This is a genomic window from Halorubrum hochsteinianum, from assembly GCF_023702125.1.
Classification (GTDB): domain Archaea; phylum Halobacteriota; class Halobacteria; order Halobacteriales; family Haloferacaceae; genus Halorubrum; species Halorubrum hochsteinianum.
On record NZ_CP098415.1, the window covers coordinates 2,208,087 to 2,234,214 of the forward strand.

The window sequence follows — 26,128 nt, forward strand, 5'->3', positions numbered from 1 at the left end:
CGCGGAGGGAGCACACGATGAAACTCGCAATGATCGGATTCGGACAGGCGGGGGGTAAAGTCGTCGACAAGTTCTTGGAGTACGATAAGCGGACGGGCTCCGAGATAGTTCGGGCCGCAGCGGCCGTTAACACGGCGAAGGCGGACCTCATGGGGCTCGAACACATCGCCGAGGACCAGCGCGTCCTCATCGGCCAGTCCCGGGTGAAGGGCCACGGCGTGGGCGCGGACAACGAACTGGGCGCAGAAATCGCGGAGGAGGACATCGACGAGGTCCAGGGCGCGATCGACTCGATCCCGGTCCACGAGGTGGACGCGTTCCTCGTCGTCGCCGGGCTCGGCGGCGGGACCGGCTCCGGCGGCGCGCCGGTGCTGGCGAAACACCTCAAGCGGATCTACACCGAGCCGGTGTACGGGCTGGGGATCCTGCCGGGCAGTGACGAGGGCGGCATTTACACCCTCAACGCGGCCCGCTCGTTCCAGACGTTCGTCCGCGAGGTGGACAACCTGATGGTGTTCGACAACGACGCCTGGCGGAAGACGGGCGAGTCCGTCCAGGGCGGCTACGAGGAGATCAACGAGGAGATCGTCCGGCGGTTCGGCATCCTGTTCGGCGCGGGCGAGATCCAGCAGGGCCAGGAGGTCGCAGAGAGCGTCGTCGACTCCTCGGAGATCATCAACACCCTCTCCGGGGGCGGCGTCTCGACGGTCGGCTACGCCGAGGAGGAGGTCGAAGAGCGCTCCTCGGGCGGGCTGCTCTCGCGGCTCCGCGACGACGGCAACGACGAGGAACTCGACAGCGCACACACCACGAACCGGATCACCAGCCTCGTGCGCAAGGCGGCGCTGGGGCGGCTCACGCTCCCCTGTGAGATCGAGGGCGCGGAGCGCGCGCTGCTCGTGCTCGCCGGCCCGCCGGAGTACCTCAACCGGAAGGGCATCGAGCGCGGCCGCAAGTGGCTCGAAGAGCAGACCGGCTCGATGGAGGTCCGCGGCGGGGACTACCCGTACCGCGGCGCTGGCTTCGTCGCGACCGTCATCCTGCTCGCGGGCGTCACGAACGTCCCGCGGATCAAGGAGCTCCAGCAGGTCGCCATCGAGGCGCAGGACAACTTAGACGAGATCCGCGAGGAGAGCGACGAGAACCTCGACGAGCTCGTCAGCGACGACAGCGACGAGCTGGAGTCCCTGTTCTAAGCGCCGCCGTCGCTCGCGATGGAGGTCATCGTTCCCTTTTCGACCGACCGGCCGAAGTCGCGGCTCGCCGACGTGCTCTCGCCCGACGAGCGACGCGCGTTCGCGCGAGCGATGCTGACGGACGTGCTGGAGTCGATCGTCGCCGCCGGCGGCGAGCCGCGGGTCCTCGCGACCGACGCGGTCGACGTCGATCGCCCGGTGACCGTCGACGACCGCCCGCTGACGACGGCGGTGAACGCGGCGCTCGACGGGCACTTCGAGACCGCCGGAGCCGCCGACGGCTCGGTCGAGCCGGTCGCCGTCGTGATGGCGGACCTCGCGCTGGCGACCCCGGACGCGGTCGAGCGCCTGTTCGCGGCCGGGCGCGACGCGGACGTGGCGGTCGCTCCGGGGCGGGGCGGCGGCACGAACGCGTTCGTCTCCTCACACGCCGACTTCCGGGTGGACTACCACGGCGCGTCGTACCTCGACCACCGCGACATCGCGGCCGAGGTCGGCGCGGGGTTCGTCGCGGTCGACTCCCGCCGGCTCGGCACCGACGTCGACGAGTCGGACGACCTCGCAGAGGTGCTGATCCACGGCGAGGGACGGGCGGCGACGTGGCTCCGCGAGGCCGGCTTCGTCCTCGACACGTCCGGCGGGCGCGTGGGGGCGGTCCGGGAGTGAGACGCCAACACGGTCGAGCGATCGAAAGCGGCCGGCGACCGGAAGCGATCGAAAGCGATCGCTCCCCCAGACCGCGCTCGGCGACACCGGATCCGGTTACGCCGAGGGATCCGCAACCGCGATCCTTTTTGATCGCCGCCCGCGAGTGACGGCCGTGTTCGCCGGGACCGACGAGTACGATGTCGACGTCGCTGTCGACGAGCGGGACGTCGAGCGACTGCTCTCGGTCACTCCCGCCGACGTCGACACGGCCGACCGGCTCACGTTCGCGCGCAACGTCTTCATCCCGCTGACCACGGCGTGCCGGTACACCTGTACGTACTGTACCTACTACGACGTGCCGGGCGAGGCGTCGCTGTTGTCGCCCGAGGAGGTGCGCGAGCGGTGCCGCGTCGGGGCCGACGCCGGCTGTACGGAGGCGCTTTTCACCTTCGGCGACGACCCCGACGAGCGGTACACCGCGGTCCACGAGACGCTCGCCGAGTGGGGGTTCGAGTCGATCCACGACTATCTCTACCGCGCCTGCGAGATCGCCTTGGAGGAGGGGCTGCTCCCGCACTCGAACCCGGGCGATCTCACCGAGTCGCAGTTCGCCGCCCTCCGCGAGGTGAACGCGTCGATGGGCGTCATGCTGGAGACGACGGCCGACGTCGACGCGCACTCGGGCGGCCGCCGGAAGACGCCGGGCCAGCGGCTCAACACGATCCGCGCGGCGGGCCGGCAAGGCGTCCCGTTCACCACCGGAATCTTAGTCGGCATCGGCGAGGACTGGCGGGACCGCGCCGAGAGTCTGCTCGCGATCCGGGCGCTCCACGAGCGGTACGGCCACGTTCAGGAGGTGATCGTCCAGAACGTCGTCCCGAACGAGCGCTCGGACTTCCCGAAGCCGGACTTGGAGACGATGCGCCGCGTCGTCGCCATGGCGCGCGCCGCGCTGCCCGAGGAAGTCTCCGTTCAGGTCCCGCCGAACCTCTCGCCGGCGGCGGAGCTGGTCGACTGCGGGATCGACGACCTCGGCGGCGTCTCGCCGGTGACGGACGACTACATCAACCCCGCCTACGAGTGGCCGGACCTCCGCGAACTCGAAGCCGTGGCCGACGCCGGCGGCGTGCCGCTCCGCGAGCGACTCCCCACCTACGCCCGATACCTCCCCGACGACTGCCGGCCCGCGGGCGTCGCCCCCGCGCCCGACCCGGACGGTCGCGAGGCGTGGGTCCCCCCGGCGGTCCGCGAGCGGATCGCCGACGGCGACGTCCACGGGCGGCGGCTGCGGGCGGTCGCCCGCGGCGACGGCCCGCTGGCGGTCCGGAGCGACTGACGCCGCGGAACCTCCGGACGGCCGCCGCCCACCGGCCGTAAACAACCGCGCTGCCAGTAGCTTCTTTAAATAGTCTCGCGAAAGGGCGGGTGATGAATCCCTTACAACTCGACGCGATCACGAACGCGGTCGACGTGGCGGCGATCGCGGGGACGCTGATCCGATTCGTCGCCGGTTTCGTGGCCGTGCTGTTGCTCGGGAAGTACGTGCTCATTCCGGGGCTCCGACGGGTCGTCAGATCGCGCGGGTTCGACGAGGCGGTGTTGAGCCTCGGGACGAACGTGCTCAACGCCGTCGTCTGGGTGGCGGCGGTCGCCATCGGGTTCGCCGTGGCCGGCTACGGCGCGTTCCTCTCTGCGTTCGCCGTCTTCGGCGGCGCGCTCGCGCTCGCGGTCGGCTTCGCCGCGCAGGACCTGCTCGGCAACTTCGTCGCCGGCGTGTTCATCCTGAAGGACAAGCCGTTCGAGGTCGGCGACTGGATCGAGTGGGACGGGAAGAGCGGTCGCGTCGAGGAGATCGACCTGCGCGTCTCGCGGATCCGGACCTTCGACAACGAACTCGTCACGGTCCCGAACGGCGATCTGGCGAACAACGCGGTGACGAACCCGGTCGCGTACGACACGCTCCGTCAGAAGTTCGTCTTCGGGATCGGCTACGACGACGACATCGGCGAGGCGACGGACATCATCGTCGAGAAGGCGGAAGCGCACGAGGAGATACTCGACGACCCCGGCGTCTCCGTCCGCGTCGTCGAGCTCGGCGACTCCGCGGTCGGCCTCCAGTCGCGCTGGTGGATCGACGACCCCGACCGCGCCGATTTCGTCCGGGTGCGCTCCGAGTACGTCACCGCGGTGAAGGAGGCGTTCGACGACGCCGGCATTGACATGCCGTACGTCCACCGGCAGCTCACCGGCAGCGTCGAGGTGCTCGAATCGGTCGCGGACGAGTAGATCCCCGGCCGCGACTCCCCTCACCCGGCCTCTTTCTCGCCGTCGCTCCCGCCCGGCCTGTACTGCCGGCTGACGGCCTGCCAGCGGTTCGACCGGAACCGGTAGCCGTTCAGCCCGGCCGGAACGAGCTTCTCGGCCACCAGCGCCACGTAGAGGCCGCCGACCCCGAGCGGCGTCGCGAGCCCGACCAGCGCGGCCGGGAGCGCGACGGCGTACAGGCCGATCATCGAGGCGATGAACGGCCAGCGCGTGTCGCCCGCGCCCCGGAGCGAACCGGTGATCGAGCCGTCGATCCCGAGCGGGACCGCCGACACCCCGGCCGCGACGACGAACGCCGCGGTGGCGCTCACCGCGGCCGGGTCGTCGACGAAGGCCCCGGCGATCGGGGTCGCCGCGGCGATCACCGCGGCCGACGCGAGGACGTAGACGACCGCCGACAGCGCGATCACGTCGCGGCCGTACGCCGTGGCGAGCGACTCCTCGCCGGAGCCGAGCCGCTGGCCGACGAGCGTGCTCGCGGCGATCGAGAAGCCCCAACTGAAGCTGCCGAGCAGCGCCCGCACCCGGCGGCCGACCTCCAAGGCGGCGACGACCGCCTCCCCGAACGACGAGGCGATCCACAGGAGCGGGAAGACGACGACCCCCTCCGCGACCCGGCGGGCGATCAGCGGCGCGGACACTCGGAGGAGCTGCCGGGAGAGGCCGACGTCGAGCCACGGGCCGGAGCGCCCGACGGGAACGGGCGACGCGCCGCGGCCAAAGTACGACCGCCCGGTCATCCCCCACGCGAGGACGAGCCCGACGGCGGCGATGGAGAGCGCGGTGCCGAGGCCGGCACCGAACACGCCTAACCCGGCTCCGAGGACGAGCCACGTCGTGAGGACGACGTTCAACACCGCGCCGCCGGCGCGCGCGACCATCGGCGTGCGGGTGTCGCCGACGCCGGCGTACGTCCGGCTCGCGATCATGTTGAAGAACTCGAAGGCGAGCGCGGGGGCCGTGACGACGAGGTAGGTCGTCCCCGCCGACAGCGCCGCCCCCTCGCCGCCCACGAGGGCGATCAGCCGCTCCGCGCCGAGGACGTACCCCGCGACGATCGGTGCGACGAGCAGCCCGGCCACGATCAGCGACTGCTTGACCACCAGCCCCGCGCGACCGCGCTCGTCGCCGCCGTAGTTCTGGGAGACGAGCGAGACGGTCCCCCCCGCGAGCCCGATGGAGACGAACTTCGCGAGCTGCCAGAACGCGAACGCGTAGCCGAGCCCGGCGACCGCTGAGACCCCCATGGCATAGCCGATCACCGCGAGGTCCACGGTGTTTTTCGACATGATCGCGAACCCGGTGACGATCCGGGGCCACGCCAGCCCCATCGTCTCGTCGAGCCGCGACCGGTCGATGACGCCGGCGCGGTGGAGCGCGCCCGCGACCGCCTCGGCGACGCGGGCGACGCCGCGTCGGAGCCGAGATAGCATTGATCCGGGGTACGCGTCGGGCCGGCTTGTGTCTGTCCGTCCGGGGCGGGATCGACGTCGCCGCCGCCGGGCGAAGTTATTCGAGCAGCGACCGCGCCCGCTGTACGTAGCTGTTCGAATCCCAACTCCGGGCGTCGCCGTTCGCGTCGAGGATCGCGGTCGCGTCGGCCGTCGAGAGCGCGTCGGTCCGAACGAGGACCGAAAGCAGCGTCGGCGTCGTGACGAGTCGCGTGTCCGCGAGCGACGCGTGAATCAGGCCCAGCTGGGTGAACTCGTCACAGAGGAACAGCGCGGCGTCGAGGTCGTTCGCGAGCGTCACGGCCGCGTTCCCCCCGTCGTCAAGCGGAAACTCGGCGTCGAGATCGACCGACCGGATCGCGATCTCCTCGCGCCGATCGAGGACGGCCGCCGCGGCGCGACCGTGGGCGTCGTCGTACGAGGCGACCGTTTCGAGTTCCTCGACGACCGCGCTCGGGACGGCAACCTCGTATCGGGCGGTACAGACCGCGAGGGGATCCGGATCCTCGCCGGCGGCGATCCCGAGGCTCACGAGTGCCGAGGTGTCGGCGACGAGTCGCGACATCTACGCGTCGGCGACCTCGTCGACGAAGTCCTCGCTCAGCTGCTGTTTCAACACCCGGAGGTTCGCCGCCTCCTCGGCACCGACGAGCGACTTGAGCTGCTCGAGGGAGATTTCGTCGTCGTAGTAGGCGGCGGCGATCTCCTGCGTGAGCGCGTCGTCGTGGGTCGCCGACTGGAGGTACTCCCGTAACGCGGTGATGAGGACGTCCGTCCGATCCTCGCCGAGTACGTCCGCGAGCGCGTCGGTGCGGTTGACGAGCCGATGCGGTGCCCGGAACTGAACGCGTTTCTTGTCGCTGCCCATCGTGTGTACGATGTGAGCCAACTCACTTAGCGCTTGCCGTGTGTACATTGTGAGTCCAGTAGGGCGCGGAACCGGCTCTCGAACCGGCCGACCACACGCCGGAGCGAACTGCTTTTATCTGCCCACCGAGACCGACCACTCGTGAATACCAACGAGTGGCAGACGTACCTCGTCACGGCGGCGAGCCGGTCGGCGGGACGGACGACCCCGGAGGTCGTCGCGGCCGCGCTCGACGGGGGGATCGACGTCGTCCAGCTCCGCGACAAGGACGCCTCCGTGCGGGAACGGTACGAGACCGGCACCCGCCTCCGGGAGCTGACGGCCGAGGCGGGCGTGCCGCTGATCGTCAACGACCGGGTCGACCTCGCCGCGGCCGTCGACGCCGACGGCGTCCACCTCGGCCAGTCGGACCTGCGGGTCGCGGTCGCCCGCGAGCAGCTGGGCGAGTCGGCGGTCGTCGGCGTCTCGGCGTCGACGGTCGAGCAGGCGCGCGCGGCCGAGGCGGCGGGCGCGGACTACCTCGGGGTCGGGGCCGTGTACGCGACGTCCTCGAAGGACGTGCCCGACGAGCGGAACGGGGTCGGCACGGAGCGGATCGCCGCGATCGCCGACGCGGTCGACATCCCGGTGATCGGGATCGGCGGCATCGACGCGAGCAACGCGGGGAAGGTGGTCGACGCGGGCGCGACCGGCGTGGCGGTCCTGTCGGCGATCACGGCCGCCGAGGACCCGACCGAGGCGACCGCGGCCCTCGGGGAGGCGGTCGCCGATGTCTGACGAGCGCGACCCACTCGACGCGTTCGACGCGGACCTGCTCCGGCGGACGCTGGCCGCGGTCGGTGAGACCGGCCCGCTCGTCCACCACCTCACGAACGCCGTGACGACGAGCGAGACGGCAAACGTCACGCTCCACTGGGGCGGGCTCCCGGTGATGGCCGACGCGCCGGCCGAGGCCGGCGACATGGCTGCCGGAGCCGACGCCGTCGTCATAAACACCGGCACGGCGAGCCGGCCCGACGTCGACGCCATGGTCGACGCCGGGCAGCGGGCGAACGAGGCCGACGCCCCCGTCGTCCTCGACCCGGTCGGCTACGGCGCGACGCCGCACCGCGTCGAGTCGATCGGTCGGCTCCTTGACGCGGTCGCGTTCGACGTCATCAAGGGCAACGCCGGCGAGATCCGCGGGCTCGCGGGCGAGGAGGCGACGGTCAGGGGCGTCGAGTCCGTCGGCGAGGAGTCGGGCGTCGCGGCCGCCGCCGAGGCGCTGGCGGCCGAGACGGGGGCCGTCGTCGTCGCGTCCGGCACGGCGGACGTCGTCGCCGACCCCGACGGCGGCGCGTACGAACTCGCCGTCGGCCACGAGCGGATGGGGTCGTTCGTCGGCTCGGGCTGTATGCTCGCCAGCACGCTCGGGACGGTGACCGCGCTGACCCGGGGGGCGGACGCGCCGGTCGCGTCGACGGCGGAGGCGGCGCTCGTCGGCACGGCGGCGTACGGGCTGGCGGGCGAGCGCGCGGCCAAGAAGGACCCGGACGGACCGGCGAGCTACCGGACCGCGTTCATGGACGCGGTGGCGGCGACGGCGGCCGACCCGCCGGAGACGGACGTCGCCGACCGCGCGTCGAAGGTCCGCTCCGAGAAATAGACGCGCTGGCCGCGCGAGGCGGCGACCTACCGCGTCGCCGTCTTCCACTCCCGCAGGCCGATCCGGCCGCCGTTCAGGTCCTCGGCCGGGGCCTCCGTGGCGGCCCAGACGAACAGCGGCGCGACGCTCTCTGGGTCGCGGGCGCGCTCCTTGCCGGTGAGGTCGGTCGCGACGAGGCCCGGGTCGACGACCCCGACCGTCGCCGAGAGGTCGGCGGCGAAGCCGCGCGCGACGGCCTCCGCGGCCGCCTTCGAGACGGCGTACGCGCCCATGCCCGGTTTCGACTCGGCCGCGACCGCGCCCGACGGGACGAGGACGCGCGCGTCGTCGGCGAGGTGGGGGACCGCCTCCGATATCGTGGCGAACACGCCGCGCGCGTTCGTCCGCATCGTGTCGTCGTAGTCGGCGTACGTCACCTCCGTCGTCGGGCGCTCGCCCGGTGCGCCGTGGAACACGCCGGCGTTCGCGAACACCACGTCGACCGGGCCGGCCTCGCGGGCGACCCGCTCGAAGAAGCGTTCGAGGTCGAACTCGTCGCGCACGTCGACGCGGTCGCCCCAGGCGGTCCCGCGCTCGGCGTCGCCGTCTCCCCCCTCGTTCGGCGTCTCGCCGCCCTCCTCGTCGCCTCCGTCGCCGTTCAGCGCCGCGACGGTCCGATCGACGGCCCCGCCGTCGCGTCCGGAGACGGCGACGAACGCCCCTTCGTCGACGAACGCCTCGGCGACGGCCCGCCCGATCCCGCTCGTTGCCCCGGTGATCGCGACCGTCAGATCCATGTGATACGGGGTACGCGCGTCGGCGACTTAGTGGTATCCACTCGGGTCGGAGCGCTCTGGAGCGCCTCGAACCGTCGGGTCGTCCCGAACGTGTCAGGGACGTTCCCGCACAGCGTCTGGCCGGATTTATACCGTCGCCGTCCGTAGGATCACGTATGGACGTGGTCCCGGACATCGACGGCGTTGCCGGCGAGTCGATCGTCGTTATCGGCGGCGGCTTCGGCGGTCTCTCGACGGCCTGTTACCTCGCGGACGCCGGCGCGGACGTCACCGTGTTGGAGAAGAACGAGCAGCTCGGCGGCCGCGCCAGCCGGCTCGAAGTCGACGGGTTCCGGTTCGACATGGGGCCGTCGTGGTACCTGATGCCGGACGTCTTCGAGCGGTTCTTCGGCCACTTCGGCCGGACGCCCGACGAGTTCTACGAGTTAGAGCGGCTCGACCCGCACTACCGCGTGTTCTGGAAAGACGGCGATCAGGTGGACGTGCTGCCGGACCGCGAGGAGAACAGGGAGATCTTCGAGTCGTACGAGCCGGGTGCGGGCGAGGCGTTCGACGCGTACCTCGAGGAGTCCCAGCGCACCTACGAGATCGGGATGGAGCACTTCGTGTACGAGGACCGCCCCCGGCTGCGCGACTACGTCGACACCGACGTGTTGCGCTACTCGTGGGGGCTCTCGCTGCTCGGCAAGATGCAGGGCCACGTCGAGGACTACTTCGACCACCCGAAGCTCCAGCAGCTGATGCAGTACACGCTCGTGTTCCTCGGGGGGTCGCCGACGAACACGCCGGCGCTGTACAACCTGATGAGCCACGTCGACTACAACATGGGCGTCTACTACCCCGAGGGCGGGATCGGCGCGGTCGTCGACGGCATCGTCGAACTCGCCGAGGACCTCGGCGTCGAGTTCGTCACCGACGCCGAGGTGACCGGCATCGAGGGCCGCTACGGCGCGTTCGCGGTCGACACCGTGAACGGCGACCGGTACCTCGCCGACCGGGTCGTCTCCGACGCCGACTACGCGCACACCGAACAGGAGCTGCTGCCGGAGCGGAAGCGGCAGTACACGGAGGAGTACTGGGAGTCGCGGACGTACGCGCCATCCGCGTTCCTGCTGTACCTCGGCGTCGAGGGCGACGTGCCGAACCTCGAACACCACACGCTCGTCCTCCCGACCGACTGGGACGGGCACTTCGCGCAGATCTTCGACGACCCCGAGTGGCCCGACGACCCCGCCTACTACCTCTGTGTCCCCTCGAAGACCGACGACACGGTCGCGCCGGAGGGCCACAGCAACCTCTTCGCGCTGGTGCCGATCGCGCCCGGGCTCGCGGACACCCCGGAGATCCGTAACCGCTACCGCGACCTCGTGATCGACGACATCGCGGAGAACACCGACACCGACCTCCGCGGCCGCGTCGTCGTCGAGGAGACGTTCTCGGTCGACGACTTCGCGGACCGGTACAACAGCTACGCGGGCAGCGCGCTCGGGCTGGCGCACACGCTCACCCAGACCTCGCTGTTGCGCCCGCCGCACACCTCCGACGCGGTCGACGGGCTCCACTTCACGGGGTCGACGACGACGCCGGGGATCGGCGTCCCGATGTGTCTCATCAGCGGGCAGCTGACCGCGGAAGCGATGGCCGACGACGCGTGACCGAGGCCGTGAGCGACCAACACCGATCCACCACGGACGACCGCGCGGAGTCCGCCGGGGGCGGCGGCGAGGGGCTCCGCTACCTGCTGGTGTTGTCGCGGCCGCGCTTCTGGCTGTACCTCGCCGGACCGGTCGCGGTCGGGGTCACCTACGGGATCGCCGACGTGAGCGAACTGTTCACGCCCGTCACGGTCTCGCTCGCGGCGTACTTCCTCCTCCCCGCGAACGTGTTCCTCTACGGCGTCAACGACGTGTTCGACGCCGACATCGACGAACTGAACCCGAAGAAGGAGGGCCGCGAGGCCCGCTGGCAGGGGAGCGGGCTCGTCGTCGCCGCGGTCGTCGCCGCCGGCGCGCTGGGGCTGGCGACGCTCGCGATCACGCCACGCGTCGCGTGGCCGTACCTGCTCGGCTTCCTCGTCCTGGCGGTCGGGTACAGCGCGCCGCCGGCGCGCTTCAAGACGACGCCGTTCCTCGACTCGCTGTCGAACGGGCTGTACGCGCTCCCCGGCGCGGCGGCGTACGCGACGGTCGCGGGCGCGCACCCGCCGCTCGCGGCGCTCGCCGGCGCGTGGCTCTGGACGATGGGGATGCACACGTTCTCTGCGATCCCCGACATCGAGCCGGACCGAGCGGCGGGGATCGACACGACCGCGACGCTGCTCGGCGAGGGCCGCACGTACGCCTACTGCTTCGCGGCGTGGACCGCCGCGGCCGGGGCGTTCTGGCTCGTCGATCCGCGGCTCGGCGCGCTGCTCGGCGTTTACCCGATCTTCGTCGCGTGGGTCGCGCGCTCGTCCGTCTCGGTCGACCGGGCGTACTGGTGGTTCCCGGCGCTGAACACCGTCGTCGGCACGCTGCTGTCGATGGGCGGCCTCTGGCGGGTGTACCCGCTCTGGGAGGCGCTGCCGTGACCGACTCGACCGCGACGACCGGGTCGGGGCTCGACGCGCTCCGGGACCGGCTGCCCGACACGCGCCGCGAGGCGGAGGCCCTGCTCGACCGGGTCGTCCGCGAGAACCGCTTCACCATCGCGGTCGTGTTCCCGCTCGTCGGCGCGATCGCGCTCGTCGCCAGCGCAGAGGGAGTGGTGCCGGAGCCGTACGCCTTCCACCCGTGGTTCGTGCTGTTCGGCGTGATCGTGATGCGCTCGCCGCTCGTCGTGGGCGTGCTGCCGACCGTCGACCGCCGCGCGCTCGGCTGGATCGGCGTGCTGGTCGCGTACACTTACCTCATCGAGGGCGTCGGCGTCGCCACCGGCTGGCCGTACGGCGAGTTCGCGTACACGGTCGACCTCGGCCCGATGCTCGCGGGCGTGCCCGTCGCCCTGCCGGTCTTCTTCATCCCGCTCGTCTTGAACGCCTACCTGCTGTGTCTGCTGCTGCTCGGGCCGCGCGCCGACAGCGTGTGGGTCCGGCTGGCGACGGTGATCCCGGTGGTGGTCGCGATGGACGTCGTCTTGGACCCGGGCGCGGTGTCGCTCGGCTTCTGGGACTTCGGCGGCGGCGCGTTCTACGGCGTCCCGCTCTCGAACTACGCCGGGTGGGTGCTGTCCGCGGTCGTCGCGGTCGTCACGCTCGATCGGGCGTTCGCGGCGGCCGGAATTCGCGAGCGCCTCCGCGACTGCGAGTTCATGCTCGACGACATGGTGAGCTTCGTGATCCTCTGGGGGGGAATCAACCTCTGGTTCGGGAACCTCCTGCCCGCGGCGGTCGCGGCCGCCTTCGGCGTCGGACTGGTCCGCGCCGACCGGTTCGACACGCGGCTGTTCACGCAGTGGCGGCGGTAGCGGCCGCCGGGGCGGGCGCGGCCGCGCCACTCGGCTGCGCTTATATACCGGGGCCACGTCCTTCCGGTCGTGACTGACGGCGGCAACCGCACGCGACGGGGGAACCGAGAGGACCGACGGCGATGAGCGGGCTCGCAATCCGGTACGGCGACCACGAGCGCGTGTGCGAGGTCGTCGACCGGCTGACCTACTGCGCCGAGGGGATCAGCGTCTCCTTCGACGGGTACGAGGAGCCGCACGTGAAGGGGCCGGGGCTGTACTTCGCCGTCATCGGCGACAGCGACTACGGCGCGTACGCGGACCCGATGGGAGACAACCGCTGGCCGCGCGACGACTGCGCCTCCGTCTTCGACGAGGACGCGTTCGCGGCCGCCGCGGAGTCGGTGAGCGTCGAACAGGACGGCGGCGTCGTCGTCGCGGTCGACGGCGAGATCGAATCGCAGATGGTCCGGTTCCGCGATCTGGGCACCCGCGACGCGGAGACCGACCTCGTCGACGACGTGAGCTACGAGCCGTGGATGGGGTCGCGCCACATGAGCGCGATCGAGACCTCCGTCCGGCCGGAGGTCGTCGCGACGGTGACGCTGAGCGAGGAGACCGGCCGCGTCAGCGTCTTCCGCGACGGCGAGGCGGACAGCGCGCAGCGCGAGGCGATCGGCGGCCGCTGGCGGGTCGCGTAGGACTCACGGCGTCGCCGCGCCGCGTCGCGCAGGCTCCCCGCTTCCGGCGTCGACTCCGCGGTCGCGGCGCTCCCGGCGTCCGGTACCGAGGCCCCACCGTTAAGCCGCGGCCGGGCGAACGACGACCCATGTACGACGACATTCTGGTGCCGACGGACGGGAGCGAGGCGGTCGACCGCGCGCTCGACCACGCGATCCGGCTGGCGACCAACCACGACGCGACGGTCCACGCGCTGTACGTCGTCGACCAGCGGATCGCGGCCGCCAACTCCGGCGACCTCCACGACGAGGTCGTCGCCGACCTCGAATCGCAGGGTGAAGACGCCGTAAGCGCGGTCGCGGAGGCGGCCGCCGAGGCCGGCCTCGACGCCGAGACCCACGTCGCGCACGGGACGCCCGACACCGAGATCGTCGCGTACGCCGAGGAGAACGGTATCGACGTGATCGTGATGAGCCCGGAGGGGAAGTCGCCGCGCGAGCGGATCCGGTCGCTCGGCAGCGTCTCCGACCGCGTCGCCGACGACGCGTCGGTTCCGGTGTTCCTGATCAAGTAGCCGTCGAGCGGACGGACTCCACCGCCGGCCCAGTCCCCCCGACTGGCGGGGTCCGCAGTCGGCCGGTCCGGGGCAATTAGGTGGGTGCGGACGCGACGCCCCGGCATGGAACTCACCGTGCTCGGGTCCGGCAGCGCGATGCCGGTCCCCGACCGCGCGCAGGCCGGGTACCTCCTCGACGACGGCGACCGGTCGTTGCTCGTCGACTGCGGCAGCGGCGTCCTCCAGCGGCTCGCCGGGACGGACACCGGCTACGAGGGCGTCTCGACGGTCCTGCTGACCCACCACCACCTCGACCACGTCGCCGCCCTGTTACCCCTCCTGAAGGCCCGCTGGCTAGCCGGCGAGGAGCACCTCGAAGTGGTCGGGCCCGCGGGCACGAAGGCGCTCGTCGACGGCCTGCTCGACGTCCACGACTACCTCGACGGTCGGATCGACCTGGCGGTCCGGGAGGTGTCGGCGTCGCGCCCGTTCGCCGCCGGCGGGTTCGACGTGGCCGCCCGCGAGACGCGTCACTCGATGGACGGGTTCGCGTACCGGTTCTCGCCGCCGAGCTCCGACGCGCCGGCCGGGGACGGTCCGCTCGTCCTCTCGGGCGACACCGAGGCGTTCGCGGGGATGGCGCGGTTCGCGGACGGGGCCGACTGCCTGGTCCACGACTGCTCGTTCCCGGACGACGTCGACGTGTCGAACCACCCGCGGCCGACGAGCCTCGGCGAGGCGCTCGCGGGGGCGGACGTGGGGACGCTCCTGCTCTCGCACCTCTACCCCCACACCGGCGGCCGCGAGCGCGAGATGGAAGACCAAGTCCGCGAGGCGGGCTTCGACGGCGAGGTGCGGACCGCGACCGACGGGCTCCGCGTGTCGCTGTGAGCGGCCTCGGGGGTCGACGCCGGCGCGGTGTTGTCGGAATCGTAATCAGTCGCCGCCCGTAGGGGGCCGCGACGTAACCGATGGCTGTTACGCTTCCGCACGATCGACCCGGTTATTTAAGCGCGCGTAGTCGCTCCGAACTCGTATGGCCGGTCCACTCGCGGACGACTTCGGACGGGAGGTGACGGGGGTACGGATCTCGCTCACCGACCGCTGTAACTTCGACTGCGTCTACTGTCACAACGAGGGGTTAGGCGACACGCGCGGGCCGATGGAGCCGAGCGAGTCGGAGATGAGCGCCGACGACGTGGTCCGCTTCTTGGAGGTCGTCGAGGGGTACGGCGTCGACGCGGTGAAGTTCACCGGCGGCGAGCCGATGCTCCGACAGGACCTCGAAGAGATCATCGAGCGCACCCCCGACTCGATGGAGGTGTCGATGACGACGAACGGCACCTTCCTGCCCGGTCGCGCCGCGGACCTGAAGGCCGCCGGCCTCGACCGCGTCAACGTCTCCCAGGACGCGCTCGACCCCGGCGACTTCGCGGAGGTGACCAAGTCCGGCGCGTACGAGAAGGTCCTCGAAGGCGTGAAGGCCGCCGTCGACGCCGGGCTCGACCCCGTGAAGCTCAACATGGTCGTGTTCACGCACACCGCGGGCTACGTCGAGGAGATGGTCGAGCACGTCGCCGACAACGAGGGGCTCCAGCTCCAGCTCATCCAGTACATGCCGGAGCTGACCGGCAAGCCCGAGTGGAACGTCGACATCGGACGCGTCCACGACTGGCTCGCGGAGAAGGCGGACCGCGTCGAACACCGCGAGATGCACGACCGGAGGCGCTACTTCGTCGGCGAGGACAGCGACGACGACACCGGCGGGATGGTCGAGATCGTCGACCCCGTCGAGAACGAGGACTTCTGTGCGAACTGCGGCCGCGTCCGCGTCACCCACGAGGGCTACCTAAAGGGCTGTCTCAACCGCAACGACGACCTCCGGTCGATGGGCGAGATGACGCGGGAGGAAATCGCGGAGACGTTCGAGGAAGTGGTGGCTAATCGGGTGCCCTACTACGGCGAGTATCTGGTCGAGGGCGAGGACGGCGGCTACGAACTCAACGAGAAGTACCTCGGGACGCCGCCCGCGGCGGACTGAGCAGAATTTTGGTCTAATCTGATGTGAGCTACGACGATTCAGCTGTGACTTTTATCTTGTAGTAATTTGTTGAAATGTATGCTTAATAGATAACAAATCTATGTATCTTGGTTGCGAGCTATAAGGTGCATCGCTGCCCTCCGCTGGTATTTAATATGGCTCAAGTGATTGTGGATTATACTGATAGATTTCTGTTGTTCATCTTCAGAGAGTTCAGACAGATGATCGATATCGCTCATTACATGTCTTGCACCTCCATGAAATGCGATTAATGCCGACATCTCATCCTCATCCAGCCGTCCAAGCTCCCCTGATATTGACTCATAAACCTGATTATGAAGCCAGTTCCCGTGTGGAACACCACTCCCATCTGGGTTATGAGGCCACTTGTCTAGTGCATCCATCGTTTCCAACTCAGACATCAATGCCTGTCTGACCCATTCTGTTCTTTTTTCTCTTTTTGAACTTTGTAATCTATGTTGCGCGTAGTACGTCCCTATTGAACCTATTATCCCACCAAGAAGTGCTGAAAGTAAAGTCGCAGCCGATGTTGAGAGTTCTGGAAACCCTATCATAATTATGTTTGTGTCTTTGTAGCAATTATACTATCCCGTGCCGATTCGCTCGCAGATAGCGGGCACGGTGGGATTCGAACCCACGACCATCGGATTAGAAGTCCGACGCTCTATCCGGGCTGAGCTACGTGCCCTCATTTGCTTCTACTCTGCCGAGTCTAAAAAACGCCCGCGGTTCGCGTCGGGAGCCGCCCGAGTCGACCGCGTTCAGTACTCGTGCTCGACCACGACGTTCCCGTCCGAATCGGTGACGGACACCGTGTCGCCGCCGTTGTTCCAGATCGCCGTTCCGGTCCGGCCCCAGTATAGTTCCGTATCGGTGTCGGTCCCCCCGCCCGAGTACAGGGTGACCTGCTTGCCCGACGGGAGCGTGAACCCGTCCGGGAACGAGTACTCCTTCGTCGTCTCGTCCGAGACGGTGTAGCCGGTGAGATCGAGGGCGTCGTCGCCGGCGTTCTCGAAGACGACGTTCTCCTGCGGGTCTTCGAGGTCGTCGCCCTCCGCGTCCGCGTTCACTTCGACGAACGCCAGCGACCCTCCGGACCCGCCGTCCCCGCCGTCGTCAGCGGTGAACGGCGTGAACAGTTCGTCGAAGCCGTCGGCGAAGTTAGTCGTCGTTGGGTTCGCGGGGTCGCCGAGATTGTTCTCCCCGTCGGTCACCGGCGTGTCGGTGAACGCGACGTCGGCATCCAACTCGCTCACCACCGGGTCGAAGTTTCCGAGCGCGTCGGCGTCCGCGGCGGTGCCGAGGAGGACGACCGCCCCGCCCGCGTCGGCGAAGTCCGCCACCGCGGTCCGTTCGGTCGAACTCAACGCCTCCGTCGGCGTCGAGAGGATCAGCGCGCGGGCCGCGGGGTTCCCGTCCGAATCGAGCAGGTCCGGTCCGGGATCGGTCACGAGGTCGACGACGCCTTCGAGGTCGATGAACGCCTCGTCGCCGGGCGCTTGGCCTTCGAGGTAGCGCAGGTAGTACGCGGCGTCCTCCGCGGAGACGGCGAAGTCGGCCGCGAACTGCCCGTGGCCGCCGTCGACGATCACCGGGCCGGTCGCGTCCCCGACGCGGTCGATAACGTTCGTCAGGAACGGGAAGACGCCGTACGCCTCGACGCCGGGACCGCCCTCGCCGCCCTCGAAGGACTCCTCGATCAGCGGGCCGCCGAGCGCGGCGACGTTGGCGTCGGGGTCGAGCGCGACGAGCGTCTCGCCGGCCTCGGACGCGACGGGCTCCTCGGGGCCGGACACCGCGACCGGCTCCGGGAAGAAGAGCTCGTCGACCGGGTCGTCGCGGCGCTCGTCCGTCCCCGCCTGATCGGAGATGTCCCAGATGCCGTCGCCGGCGTCCCGGGCGGCGCGTTCGAGGTCCCAGTACTCGTCGTGCTTTCCGAGCCCGGAGTCGTACACGCGGGCCCAGCCCTCCTCGATGACGTTCGCGTTGTAGACGCCCCCGTCGGGGAGTTCGAGGAAGCCGAGCAGGCGGCCGAAGTTCCCGCGGAGCCCCTCGTTCTCGTCGAAGGACAGGGTGACCGTGCTGCCGACTTCCAGTTCGCTCTCGGCGTAGTCCGTCGCCTCGTCGCCCTTGTCCTTGAGCGCCGGGGCGTCGTCGATCCCCTCGTACTCTTCGAGGCGCTCCTCCGTGCTGCCCGTCTCGGGCGTGTCGATGCCGAGGATCCGGACCGTCTCGACCTGTCCTTCTGGGAACTCCACGTCGGCGGTGTCGCCGTCGGCGACGCTCGTTATCTCGACCTCGTACTCCTCGCTCGGGTCGAGTTCGAGCCCGAGCCCTTCGCGGTCGGCGAACAGCCCGGGGTAGTTCTCGGTGTCGAGCGCGGTCGTCGTGGGGACGAACTCGGAGCCCGCGTTGCTCTCGCCGTCGATCACCTGGTTGTCGTTGAACCGGATCTGCGTCCCGATTCCGGTCGCCAGCGCGTTGAGGTTGCCCGTCTCGTCGAAGTCGTTGTAATCGGACTGGTCCATCAACACGATCAGCCCGCCAGCGTCGGCGAACGACGAGAGTGCGCCGATCTCGTCGTCGGAGAACGCTGCCGACGGCGACGTGATCACGATCGCCGACGCCGGACCGAGGAGGTCGTCTTCGAGGCTCGTCGTCGCCTCCAGCGCGTAGCCGTTCTCGTCGGCGTAGTCCGCGAACGCCGAGTGGCTGTCCAGTCCGTAGAACTGGTCGTGGCCCTCGTCCCAGAGGACGGTGTCGGAGTCGGCGTACTCGTCGAGGAGGTTCAACAGCACCTCCTCGTTGCCGTACTCGCCGAACTGGACGTCGTCCTGCGCGAAGGGGAACCCGAACGCGACGACCGGCAGGTCCTGATCGACCGCCATCAGCGGCAGCGGCGCGTCGTCCGGGTAGTTCGTGTTGTCGCCGTTCCCGTCCGCGTCGGTCGACCCCGCCGTCGACTCGGCCGCGACCGCGATCGCCTCCTCCGGGAGGTAGCCGTCTTCCGCCAGCAGGCTCGCGGTCGAGTCGAAGACGAGTTCGTCGACGAACTCCGTTGGTGCCTCGCCCGGCCCGTCGCCGGGGTCCTCGATCGGCCCGTCGCCGATCCCGATGGTGATCGCCACCTCGCCGTCGGTCGGGTCGTCGCCGGCGTCGACCTCGACGCCGACCGCGACCGACTCGCCGACGCCGAGTTCGACGGTCGGGTCCTCGCCGAGCGCATCGTCGCCGACGGTCAGGTCGAAACTCGCGTCGCCGAGATTCCCGTCGTCGACGGTCGCGAACAGGCCGAGATCCTCGGTCCCTTGGTTGCTGACCTGGAACACCTCGCCGAGCTCGTAGACCGTGTTCGAGCCGAAGCCGGTCCCGCCGCCCTCGACCTCCTCGAAGACTAGTGCGAGTTCGCCGTCGTCGTCGACGAACGCGAACTCCTCGTCGAGCGGGGTCAGCGAGAGCAGGGAACTCGCGTCGTCCGCGAGCGCGACGGTGGCGTCCCGCTCCGCCGTCGCCGTGTCGAACGCGCCCGTGGCGATCGCGCCGCCCCCGGCCGCGGTCGCGCCGAGTCCGATGAGGACGCTGCGGCGTCTCATTGGATCCCCTCCCTGTCCGCGAAGAGACCAGCGAACTCGTCGCTGTTGAACTCGCTCGTGGTGAAGTCGAACGCTCCAGAGGGGTCTTCCACTTGGTCCACATTGAACCTGAAGTCGAGGCCCAGTTCGTCAGCGATTTCGTTCAGGTTCGCGGTTTGGTCGTTGTTTTGGAAGGCGCTCTGGTCGAATAGCAGTACTCCGCCACCGTCGGAGGCGAAGTCACTCAGTGCGGTGAGTTCGTCGTCGGTAAACCCGTCCGCGGGCGTACTGATCGCAACACCATCCGCAGTTGAAAGGTCTCCCTCGAAGTCCTCGGTCGCTTCGATCGAATACCCGTTCTCACCAGCGTACGTGACGAACTGGCTGAACGAGTTCGGACCATCGTCTTCGAGCGTCCAGAACTGCCCGTGGCTCTCGTCCCAGAGAACCGTGCCCGAACCGATGAGTTCGTCCATCAGATTCAGAACGAACTCCTCGATACCCGTGCCGAAGTCGGATCGCCCGTCGTCGAGCGACTGCATCGTTCCGAATCCGGCGACGGGACTCGATCCGTCGACGGAAACGAGCGGAATCGGATTTTCTTCGTAGACGACCGGATCGCCTTGGTAATCGTTAAAATTGACACCGGTGTCGGACGCCGTCACGGCAACCACCGAATCGTCGGCGAGTTCACTCTCCCCGTCGGCCGCGATCTGACTTGCCGTCGACCGGAACTGGATCGAGTCGATCGTCTCGGGCGGCTCCGGTTCCGGATCCTCCGGCGCGTCGTCGCCCTCCTCGAAGGCCGCCTCGATGGTGATGTCGATGTCGAGTTCGTTCGTCACGTCGACGTCGCCCGTCTCGACGTACGTGCCGACGGACTGCTCGGAGCCGGTCTCCAGCGTGACGGCGTTGTCGGGGTCGTCGAGCGCGCCGTCGCGGTCGCCCGTCGGATACAGTCGGAACTCCCCGTCGAACGAGCCGGTGTCGCTGGTCGCGGTGATCGAGACGGTCTCGGTCCCCTGATTCGCGATCGCGAACACCTCGTCGAAGAAGAACTGCGAGTTGCGCCCGATGCCGTCGCCGTCGCCCGACACGTCGCCGAACGCGAGCGCGAGTTCGCCGTCGCCGTCCGTCGTCGCGTACGCGCTCTTCGAGACGAGTCCGAGGTACGCGTCCTCGTCGTCCGCGAAGTTCACCGTCGCCGTCCGCTCCGCGCTCGCCGCGTCAAACGCGCCCGTGCCGATGAGTGTTATCCCGCCGATACCGCCGGCTGCCGCTCCCGTGATGAGTGTGCGTCGTCGCATGAATCGTCTGCGGCCGGCGTGCGCCGTTGCGACTCTCCACCGTCCGACCGGAGCCGCGAGAAGCGAGGTCCACGCGAGCGGAGGGCGAGCGCGAAGGGAATACGTTTCGTACTGTCACACGTCAGCCACGAGAACACCGTCCGACGGCTCGTTTAAATAATTTTATACGACGTGTGCGTAACATTCCCCACCGCTACGTAGCACTCCGGAGCGTTACGGTGCCGACCCGTCCGAACCCCGGAGAGGCGGCAACAGCAGACCTAAGTCCGCGAGCGGAGTAGCGTCCGGTAATGAACGTCATCGGAACCGTCGGTCTCCCCGGCAGCGGGAAGGGGGAGGCGGCGAGCGTGGCCGAGGCGGCCGGCATCCCGGTCGTCGTGATGGGCGACGTGATCCGCGCCGAGTGCCGCCGCCGCGGGCTGGACCCGGCGCAACACCACGGGCGGATCGCGGGGGCGCTCCGCGAGGAGGAGGGCGACGACGCCATCGCCGCGCGGACGCTCCCGCGGATCCGGGAGGCCGCGGCCGAGAGCGACCGCGGCGGGACCGTCCTCGTCGACGGGCTCCGCTCGACGGTCGAGCTCGAACGCTTCCGCGAGGCGTTCGGCGACGACTTCACCCTCGTCGCGATCCGCGCGCCGTTCGAGGTCCGCGCCGAGCGGCTCGGCGAGCGCGGCCGCGACGACTCGGACTCCGATCTGGAGGCGCTCCGCGAGCGCGACGACCGCGAGATCGAACTCGGACTCGGCGAGACCTTAGAGCGGGCCGACGTCGAGATCGACAACACCGACAGCCTCGCGGCGTTCCGCACGCGGGTCCGCGAGGTGCTCGGCGTCGAGAGCGAAGCGGAGGCGAAGGGGTCTGCTCCGACCGACGCCGAGACGCCGAGCGCCGGGGGTGACGGCGCGTGATCTACAGCGTCGACGTGCGGATCGAGGCCCCGGTCCGCGACACGGAGGTGACCGACCGCGTCGCCGACGCCGTCGAGAACGTCTTCCCGGACGCCGAGCCGGTCCACGAGGACGGGACGCTCGTCTCCGAGACGCACAGCCTCGACGCCTTCTCCGACGTGCTCCACGAGCAGGAGATACTCGACACCGCCCGCCGCGTCTTCCTCCAGAACCGAACCGACGAGGGGTTCGCCTTCGCGCTGAAGAAGCAGGCGGCGCTCGAAGGCGTCGTCAACTTCGCGGTCGGCGAACCGGACGAACTGGGCGAGATCGACGTCGAGGTGCGCGTCCGCGAGCCCGACGTCGAGTCGTTCATCGACTACGTCGCGCCCGAGACGGACGAGGGCCAGCCGGTGGATCCGGTCCGCGAGTACGGCGACCGGTTCGACCCGGAAGACGAGGCGTACTGAGGCCGTCGCCGCCGCGTACCGGTTTTCCCTTTCGACTCAGTCGCTCAGCAGCGACGAGGCCGCCCCGCCGATCGCGCCGAAGGCGGCGGGGTAGACGGCTCCCGCGAGGAGGGCGGCCGTCACGATGTCGGGGGCCACGCTCCCGTCGCCGACCGAGTACCGGAACAGGAAGGTCCCGATAAGCGCCAGCGGGAGGTAGCCGGCGAGGACGAACGCCCCGGCCCGCGCTCCGCCCGCGGGGGAGTCAGCGCCGGCGACCCGCCCGGCGACGACGCCGGCGACGAGCAGGAGGACCGGCGGGACGACGAACAGGAACGACGCGCCCTCGGCCTGCGAGATCAGGTTCTGCGACTGCGTGCCGCCGAACACCGCGGGAATGACGGTGTCGACGAAGTGGGCGTTGTAGAACATCCACCCGGACACCTGCCACGCCGAGATGGGGTCGTTCCCGAACAGTTCGGCGAGGAAGTTGAGTCCCGACAGCCCCTCTTCGATCCGGCCGCTCTGCGTGAGGTAGACGGTCAGGTAGCCGAGGAGGTAGGCGGCGGCACCCGCGACCGCACCGCCGATCGCGTCTCGGGCGATACTCCGGTCCGAGCCTGTCGCTGCGGTCGGTCCGCCGGTCGCTGACGAGGACATGCGCTCGGTGTCGTTTCGGACGCGGTAAGTGTCTGTCGGGTCGGCATTCGCGCTCCGGCTCGCCGGCAGACGGCGTCAAATCGGCTCTCGCGCCGAAATCTTCCCCGCGGATCAGGCCGTCGCATCGCGCCACTCCGCCCGCGAGATCGTGTACCGGACCTCGTCGTGGACGCTCCCGTCGGCGAACGCGAGGGTGTTCCGGAGCCGTCCCTCTCGCCGCCCGCCGAGGCGGTCGACGTACCTCTCGATCGCCCGCCGCGACGCCTCGTTGTCGGGGTGGTGGCTCACGGCGACAATGTCGAGATCGAGGTCGTCGAACGCGACTTCTGCGAGCGCCGCGGCGCGCTCGCCGGAGTACCCCCGGCCCCAGAACCGCTTCCGGAGCCACACGCCGAGGTTCGCGGTGCGCCGGTCCCACTCGACGTCGAACCCGCCGAAGCCGGCGATCTCGCCCGCGCCGTCCTCGCCCTCGCGCGGTCGGATCACGTACGTCGCCGCCTCGCCGTCGTCGAAGCGCTCGCGGCCGCGTTCGAGGAACTCCTGCGTCTCCTTTTTCGTCTCGTGGGGGTCCCACGTGACGTGCTCGGTCACCTCCTCGATGCCGGGGTCCGACGAGCAGATCCGGTAACACTCGTCGAGGTCGACCGCCTCGGGGCTCCGCGCCGCCAGTCGCAGTCGGTCCGTCTCGATTGTCTCGGGGAACACGAACCGGGGATCGTCGCAGTCCGGAAAAACGCTACCGGCGACCTGCGACGGCGTCACACACCGGACGAACAGGGGGTTGGGGCGCTCACGCGTCGAGCGCGTCGCCGAGGTCGTCGCCCACGCTCGCGATCGCCTCCCGGGCGCGGTCGACCTCCTGCATCGTCATGAACCCGTGAACCATCGTCGGGTAGTTCTCGTAGCGGGTGGCGACCCCGTCCGCGACCAGTCGCTCCGCGTACGCCCTCCCGCCGTCTCGGAGCGGGTCGAACCCGGCGGTGAGGACGGTCGCGGGCGCGACGCCGGAGAGGTCGCCGGCGTTGATCGGGTCGGCGTACGGGTTCCGGCGGTGGATCTCGCTGCGGTAGTACGCCTCCGAGAACCACTCGATGTCCGCCCGCGTGAGGACTGTCCCGCCGTGTTCTCGGACCGACTCCTGATCGGGGTCGACCCCGATCCCGGGGTAGAGGAGCGCCTGATGGGCGATCTCGGGGCCGTCGCGCTCGGCGGCCATCAGCGCGGTCACGGCCGCGAGGGTGCCCCCGGCGGAGTCGCCCGCGACCGCGACGTCGCCGGTGCCGCGGAGCCGGCCCGGCGCGGCCGCGGCCCACTCGGCGGCGGCGTAGGCGTCCTCGACCGCGGCCGGGAACGGGTTCTCTGGCGCGAGGCGGTACTCGACGGAGAGGACCGCACAGCCGCTCTCCCGCGTCAGGTGTCGGCAGAGCCAGTCGTGGGTCCTGATGCTCCCGAGGACGAACCCGCCGCCGTGGAAGAAGACGACGGTCGGGAACGGCGGGTCGCCCGCGGGCAGATAGAGGCGGGCGTCAAGGTCGTCTGGCGACCCCCGACCGCCCGTGGCGCGCCGGCTCTCGTCGCCGGGACCGGGCACGGTCACCGACTCGGTCGCGCCGACGCTCGGCGGGTTTCGGTTCTGAAGCCGCGTCAGCGGTCGAGTCAGGAGTCGGAGCAGTTTCAGCCGGTAGCGTCCGTGGGGGAGCGGAATCCGCGACTGGCGGGCCGCGGCCCGCTTCGCTTGGGGGTCGATCTGGTCGGCGCTCACGCCGGGGGAGTCGTCGCCCCGCCGACAAGACGGTTGCGGCGGCTGCCGTCGGTTCCGGAGGTGACCGCCCCGCTCATCCGGTCACGCCGGCGGCCCGCAGCTCCTCGCGGATCGCGTCGCGTTTCACCAGCCCGAAGCCGACGCAGATGATGAGGAAGCCGGCGACCGTCGCGGGGGTGATCCCCTCGCCGAGGACGAGCCAGCCGGCGGCGGCCGCGAACACGGGCGCGACGTAGGAGACGAGGTTGATCTCGATCGGGCCGAGCCGGTCGAGGAGGTCGAAGTAGATGAGGAAGCCGATCCCGCTGGCGACGACCGAGAGGTAGCCCAAGGCGAGCAGCGACTCCGTCGTCCAGGCCGCGTCGGCGACGGACTCGCCGAGTCCGAAAGCGAGCAGGTGCGTGAGGCCGGCCCCGAGGAGCATCGACCACGCCTCCATCGTCTCGATGGCGATGTCGGCGTCGGAGGCCCGGGAGAGGACGGAGCCGAGCGCGAACGAGGCGGCCGCGGCCAACACGAGCAGCTTCGAGACGGTGCCGCCGCCGGTCAGGTTCGCGGGGTCGGGGTTCGCGAGGACCACCGCCCCGACGAGCCCGATCCCGAGCCCGAGCGCGCCGACCGCGGTCAGCCGCTCCGCGGGGAGGAAGGCGCGCGCGAAGACGGTGGTCAAAAGCGGCGAGAGGCTGACGATGACGGCCGCGACGGCGCTCGTCACGGCGGGGTCGCTCTCGCCGACGAACAGGAACGCGTGGTAGGCGGCGATGATGAACACGGCCCCGGAGACGACCTCCAGCCACCCGTCCCGGCCGCGCGGGACCGGGTCGTCGACCGCGTACGCCGCGTAGGCCAGCATCACGACGCCCGCCACGTCGAACCGGAACGCGGCGAACAGCACGGGCGGGAAGTACGCCAGCCCCGCGTTGATCGCGACGAACGCGGACCCCCACGCGGCGGCGAGAAGCAAGAACAGCGCGAGGTTTCTGAGACGGCTCACGTCCGCCATCTCCCGGCGGCCGGCCAAAAGGTTCCGGAAACGGTCAGGTTCGCTGGGGCCGCTCGGGCACGGGCGCGGGAGGGAGGCCGCGACCGGTCTCGGCGGGGGCGACCGGCAGTCAGCGCACCTGATACCCGTCCGCGTCGCGGGCGACGACGCCAACGTCTGAGAGCCGCCGGAGGGCGTCGGCGACCGTCGACTCCCGCGCGCCGACCTCGTCGGCGACCGCCGCGGGCGTGCCGTCGGTCTCGATCACCGCGGCGATGACCGTCGCGAAGAAGCGGCTGTCGGCCTGCCCGCCTAGCCGCTCGTCGATCTCGGCGAGGGCGTCCTCGACGCGGCCCTGAACCCACCGCTGCGCGAGCGAGAGCTCGCGGTCGAGGTCCTGTAAGCGCGCGAACTCCTCCGCGAGTTCGGCGAGGTCGCCGGTCGTCCCGGAGCCGTCCGGGGCCTCGATCGAGAGGTGCGGGCACCGACCCGACATGTCGAGGCTGTTCTTCGCCGGGTACGCGCTCTTCGCCCCGAAGCCGTACGGCGAGACGCTCACCTCCAGCCGGAGGCTGCGCGCGATCCGGAAGTACTTGCGTCGCTGGTCGTCCGTCGTCGACTCGACGAGACCGGCCTCCTCCAGCTTCCGCAGGTGGTCGATCACCGCCTTCGGGCTCACGTCGAGGTACTCCGAGATCTCCGTGACGTAACAGGGCTTGGTGGCGAGAAGCCGGAGGATGCGCCGCCGGTTCTCGTTGCCTAAGAGATCGAGCAGTACCGCGGAGTCCATTAACGTGTGGTTAGCGTCGGAAACGTAAAACGGTGACTTCCCCGGTCGCCCTCGTCACCCGCCGTCCCGCCGCCGTCCCGGAACT

Annotated in this window: 27 protein-coding genes and 1 tRNA gene; 15 read left to right on the forward strand and 13 right to left on the reverse strand. The window is 69.9% G+C overall.

Annotation, left to right across the window (positions count from 1 at the left end; translation table 11 throughout):
* The first annotated feature begins 17 nt into the window (after positions 1–17).
* The 4 genes from NAF06_RS11230 (at position 18) to NAF06_RS11245 (ending at position 4,130) form a co-directional block, all read left to right on the forward strand.
* The gene (locus NAF06_RS11230) at positions 18–1,196 is read left to right on the forward strand and encodes a tubulin/FtsZ family protein (RefSeq protein ID WP_172863972.1); all 1,179 of its coding nucleotides are present in this window, start codon (positions 18–20) and stop codon (positions 1,194–1,196) included.
* Positions 1,197–1,214: 18 nt separating this feature from the next.
* Positions 1,215–1,862 carry a 2-phospho-L-lactate guanylyltransferase gene (gene cofC, locus NAF06_RS11235; protein ID WP_008583153.1) on the forward strand — a complete coding sequence of 216 codons (648 nt, stop codon included), beginning with the start codon at positions 1,215–1,217 and terminating at the stop codon, positions 1,860–1,862.
* A gap of 154 nt (positions 1,863–2,016) precedes the next feature.
* Positions 2,017–3,180, forward strand: coding sequence for a 7,8-didemethyl-8-hydroxy-5-deazariboflavin synthase subunit CofG (gene cofG, locus NAF06_RS11240; RefSeq protein WP_008583151.1), 1,164 nt, complete (start codon positions 2,017–2,019; stop codon positions 3,178–3,180).
* Between the two features lie 92 nt (positions 3,181–3,272).
* Entirely contained in the window at positions 3,273–4,130 is an 858-nt protein-coding gene (locus NAF06_RS11245) for a mechanosensitive ion channel family protein (RefSeq protein ID WP_008583149.1), read from the forward strand.
* Positions 4,131–4,150: 20 nt separating this feature from the next.
* Here NAF06_RS11245 and NAF06_RS11250 read toward each other — a convergent pair whose 3' ends face one another.
* The 3 genes from NAF06_RS11250 to NAF06_RS11260 form a co-directional block, all read right to left on the reverse strand.
* Complete coding sequence (locus NAF06_RS11250; protein WP_008583147.1) at positions 4,151–5,602, reverse strand: MATE family efflux transporter; 1,452 nt, start codon at positions 5,600–5,602, stop codon at positions 4,151–4,153.
* A 76-nt stretch (positions 5,603–5,678) separates the two neighbouring features.
* Positions 5,679–6,185, reverse strand: coding sequence for a hypothetical protein (locus tag NAF06_RS11255; protein WP_251106159.1), 507 nt, complete (start codon positions 6,183–6,185; stop codon positions 5,679–5,681).
* The gene (locus NAF06_RS11260) at positions 6,186–6,488 is read right to left on the reverse strand and encodes a hypothetical protein (protein ID WP_008583123.1); all 303 of its coding nucleotides are present in this window, start codon (positions 6,486–6,488) and stop codon (positions 6,186–6,188) included.
* 141 nt (positions 6,489–6,629) lie between these two features.
* On the opposite strand from NAF06_RS11260, the gene thiE reads away from it, so the two are divergent.
* Together thiE and thiM are read left to right on the forward strand one after the other, a co-directional pair.
* Positions 6,630–7,265, forward strand: a complete 636-nt coding sequence (gene thiE / locus NAF06_RS11265; protein ID WP_008583120.1) for a thiamine phosphate synthase — start codon at positions 6,630–6,632, stop codon at positions 7,263–7,265.
* Positions 7,258–8,133 carry a hydroxyethylthiazole kinase gene (gene thiM / locus NAF06_RS11270; RefSeq protein ID WP_008583119.1) on the forward strand — a complete coding sequence of 292 codons (876 nt, stop codon included), beginning with the start codon at positions 7,258–7,260 and terminating at the stop codon, positions 8,131–8,133. The genes thiE and thiM overlap by 8 nt, the downstream gene beginning before the upstream one ends.
* A gap of 26 nt (positions 8,134–8,159) precedes the next feature.
* Here thiM and NAF06_RS11275 read toward each other — a convergent pair whose 3' ends face one another.
* Complete coding sequence (locus tag NAF06_RS11275) at positions 8,160–8,909, reverse strand: SDR family oxidoreductase (RefSeq protein ID WP_008583117.1); 750 nt, start codon at positions 8,907–8,909, stop codon at positions 8,160–8,162.
* A 155-nt stretch (positions 8,910–9,064) separates the two neighbouring features.
* On the opposite strand from NAF06_RS11275, the gene NAF06_RS11280 reads away from it, so the two are divergent.
* From NAF06_RS11280 to moaA, 7 genes are all read left to right on the forward strand, one after another.
* Entirely contained in the window at positions 9,065–10,564 is a 1,500-nt protein-coding gene (locus tag NAF06_RS11280; RefSeq protein WP_008583116.1) for a phytoene desaturase family protein, read from the forward strand.
* The gene (locus NAF06_RS11285) at positions 10,561–11,478 is read left to right on the forward strand and encodes a prenyltransferase (protein WP_008583114.1); all 918 of its coding nucleotides are present in this window, start codon (positions 10,561–10,563) and stop codon (positions 11,476–11,478) included. Before NAF06_RS11280 ends, NAF06_RS11285 begins: the two co-directional genes overlap by 4 nt.
* A complete protein-coding gene (gene cruF / locus NAF06_RS11290) occupies positions 11,475–12,353 on the forward strand; it encodes a bisanhydrobacterioruberin hydratase (RefSeq protein WP_008583112.1) in 879 nt (292 codons plus the stop codon). The genes NAF06_RS11285 and cruF overlap by 4 nt, the downstream gene beginning before the upstream one ends.
* A 122-nt stretch (positions 12,354–12,475) precedes the next feature.
* Entirely contained in the window at positions 12,476–13,033 is a 558-nt protein-coding gene (locus NAF06_RS11295; protein ID WP_008583109.1) for a diadenylate cyclase, read from the forward strand.
* 128 nt (positions 13,034–13,161) lie between these two features.
* A complete protein-coding gene (locus NAF06_RS11300; protein WP_008583107.1) occupies positions 13,162–13,587 on the forward strand; it encodes a universal stress protein in 426 nt (141 codons plus the stop codon).
* A 105-nt stretch (positions 13,588–13,692) separates the two neighbouring features.
* On the forward strand, positions 13,693–14,460 hold the full coding sequence (locus NAF06_RS11305; protein WP_008583104.1) for an MBL fold metallo-hydrolase: 768 nt from the start codon (positions 13,693–13,695) through the stop codon (positions 14,458–14,460).
* 145 nt (positions 14,461–14,605) lie between these two features.
* Positions 14,606–15,610, forward strand: a complete 1,005-nt coding sequence (gene moaA / locus NAF06_RS11310; protein WP_008583101.1) for a GTP 3',8-cyclase MoaA — start codon at positions 14,606–14,608, stop codon at positions 15,608–15,610.
* A 98-nt stretch (positions 15,611–15,708) separates the two neighbouring features.
* Here moaA and NAF06_RS11315 read toward each other — a convergent pair whose 3' ends face one another.
* The 4 genes from NAF06_RS11315 to NAF06_RS11330 all read right to left on the reverse strand — a co-directional run bounded on the left by NAF06_RS11315 (position 15,709) and on the right by NAF06_RS11330 (position 20,510).
* Positions 15,709–16,185, reverse strand: coding sequence for a hypothetical protein (locus NAF06_RS11315; RefSeq protein ID WP_152418732.1), 477 nt, complete (start codon positions 16,183–16,185; stop codon positions 15,709–15,711).
* A gap of 59 nt (positions 16,186–16,244) precedes the next feature.
* A tRNA-Arg gene (locus NAF06_RS11320) sits at positions 16,245–16,319 on the reverse strand.
* Positions 16,320–16,392: 73 nt separating this feature from the next.
* Positions 16,393–19,224 carry a DUF4350 domain-containing protein gene (locus NAF06_RS11325; protein WP_008583100.1) on the reverse strand — a complete coding sequence of 944 codons (2,832 nt, stop codon included), beginning with the start codon at positions 19,222–19,224 and terminating at the stop codon, positions 16,393–16,395.
* Positions 19,221–20,510 (reverse strand): DUF1102 domain-containing protein, encoded by a 1,290-nt coding sequence (locus NAF06_RS11330; protein WP_008583098.1) that lies wholly within the window; start codon positions 20,508–20,510, stop codon positions 19,221–19,223. The genes NAF06_RS11325 and NAF06_RS11330 overlap by 4 nt, the downstream gene beginning before the upstream one ends.
* Positions 20,511–20,800: 290 nt before the next feature.
* Here NAF06_RS11330 and NAF06_RS11335 point away from each other — a divergent pair, with 290 nt between their 5' ends.
* Both NAF06_RS11335 and NAF06_RS11340 read left to right on the forward strand, forming a co-directional pair.
* Entirely contained in the window at positions 20,801–21,421 is a 621-nt protein-coding gene (locus NAF06_RS11335; RefSeq protein WP_008583095.1) for an AAA family ATPase, read from the forward strand.
* Positions 21,418–21,870: an RNA-binding domain-containing protein gene (locus NAF06_RS11340; RefSeq protein ID WP_008583092.1), complete on the forward strand. Its 453-nt coding sequence runs from the start codon at positions 21,418–21,420 to the stop codon at positions 21,868–21,870. Before NAF06_RS11335 ends, NAF06_RS11340 begins: the two co-directional genes overlap by 4 nt.
* A gap of 36 nt (positions 21,871–21,906) precedes the next feature.
* On the opposite strand, the gene NAF06_RS11345 is transcribed toward NAF06_RS11340, so the two are convergent.
* The 5 genes from NAF06_RS11345 to NAF06_RS11365 form a co-directional block, all read right to left on the reverse strand.
* Positions 21,907–22,509, reverse strand: a complete 603-nt coding sequence (locus tag NAF06_RS11345) for a DUF7978 family protein (protein ID WP_008583089.1) — start codon at positions 22,507–22,509, stop codon at positions 21,907–21,909.
* Positions 22,510–22,620: 111 nt separating this feature from the next.
* A complete protein-coding gene (locus NAF06_RS11350) occupies positions 22,621–23,214 on the reverse strand; it encodes a GNAT family N-acetyltransferase (RefSeq protein WP_049908684.1) in 594 nt (197 codons plus the stop codon).
* 85 nt (positions 23,215–23,299) lie between these two features.
* On the reverse strand, positions 23,300–24,271 hold the full coding sequence (locus tag NAF06_RS11355; RefSeq protein ID WP_008583085.1) for an alpha/beta hydrolase: 972 nt from the start codon (positions 24,269–24,271) through the stop codon (positions 23,300–23,302).
* Between the two features lie 73 nt (positions 24,272–24,344).
* Complete coding sequence (locus NAF06_RS11360) at positions 24,345–25,265, reverse strand: DMT family transporter (RefSeq protein ID WP_049908690.1); 921 nt, start codon at positions 25,263–25,265, stop codon at positions 24,345–24,347.
* 118 nt (positions 25,266–25,383) lie between these two features.
* Positions 25,384–26,043 carry an ArsR/SmtB family transcription factor gene (locus tag NAF06_RS11365; protein WP_008583081.1) on the reverse strand — a complete coding sequence of 220 codons (660 nt, stop codon included), beginning with the start codon at positions 26,041–26,043 and terminating at the stop codon, positions 25,384–25,386.
* Positions 26,044–26,128 lie beyond the last annotated feature (85 nt).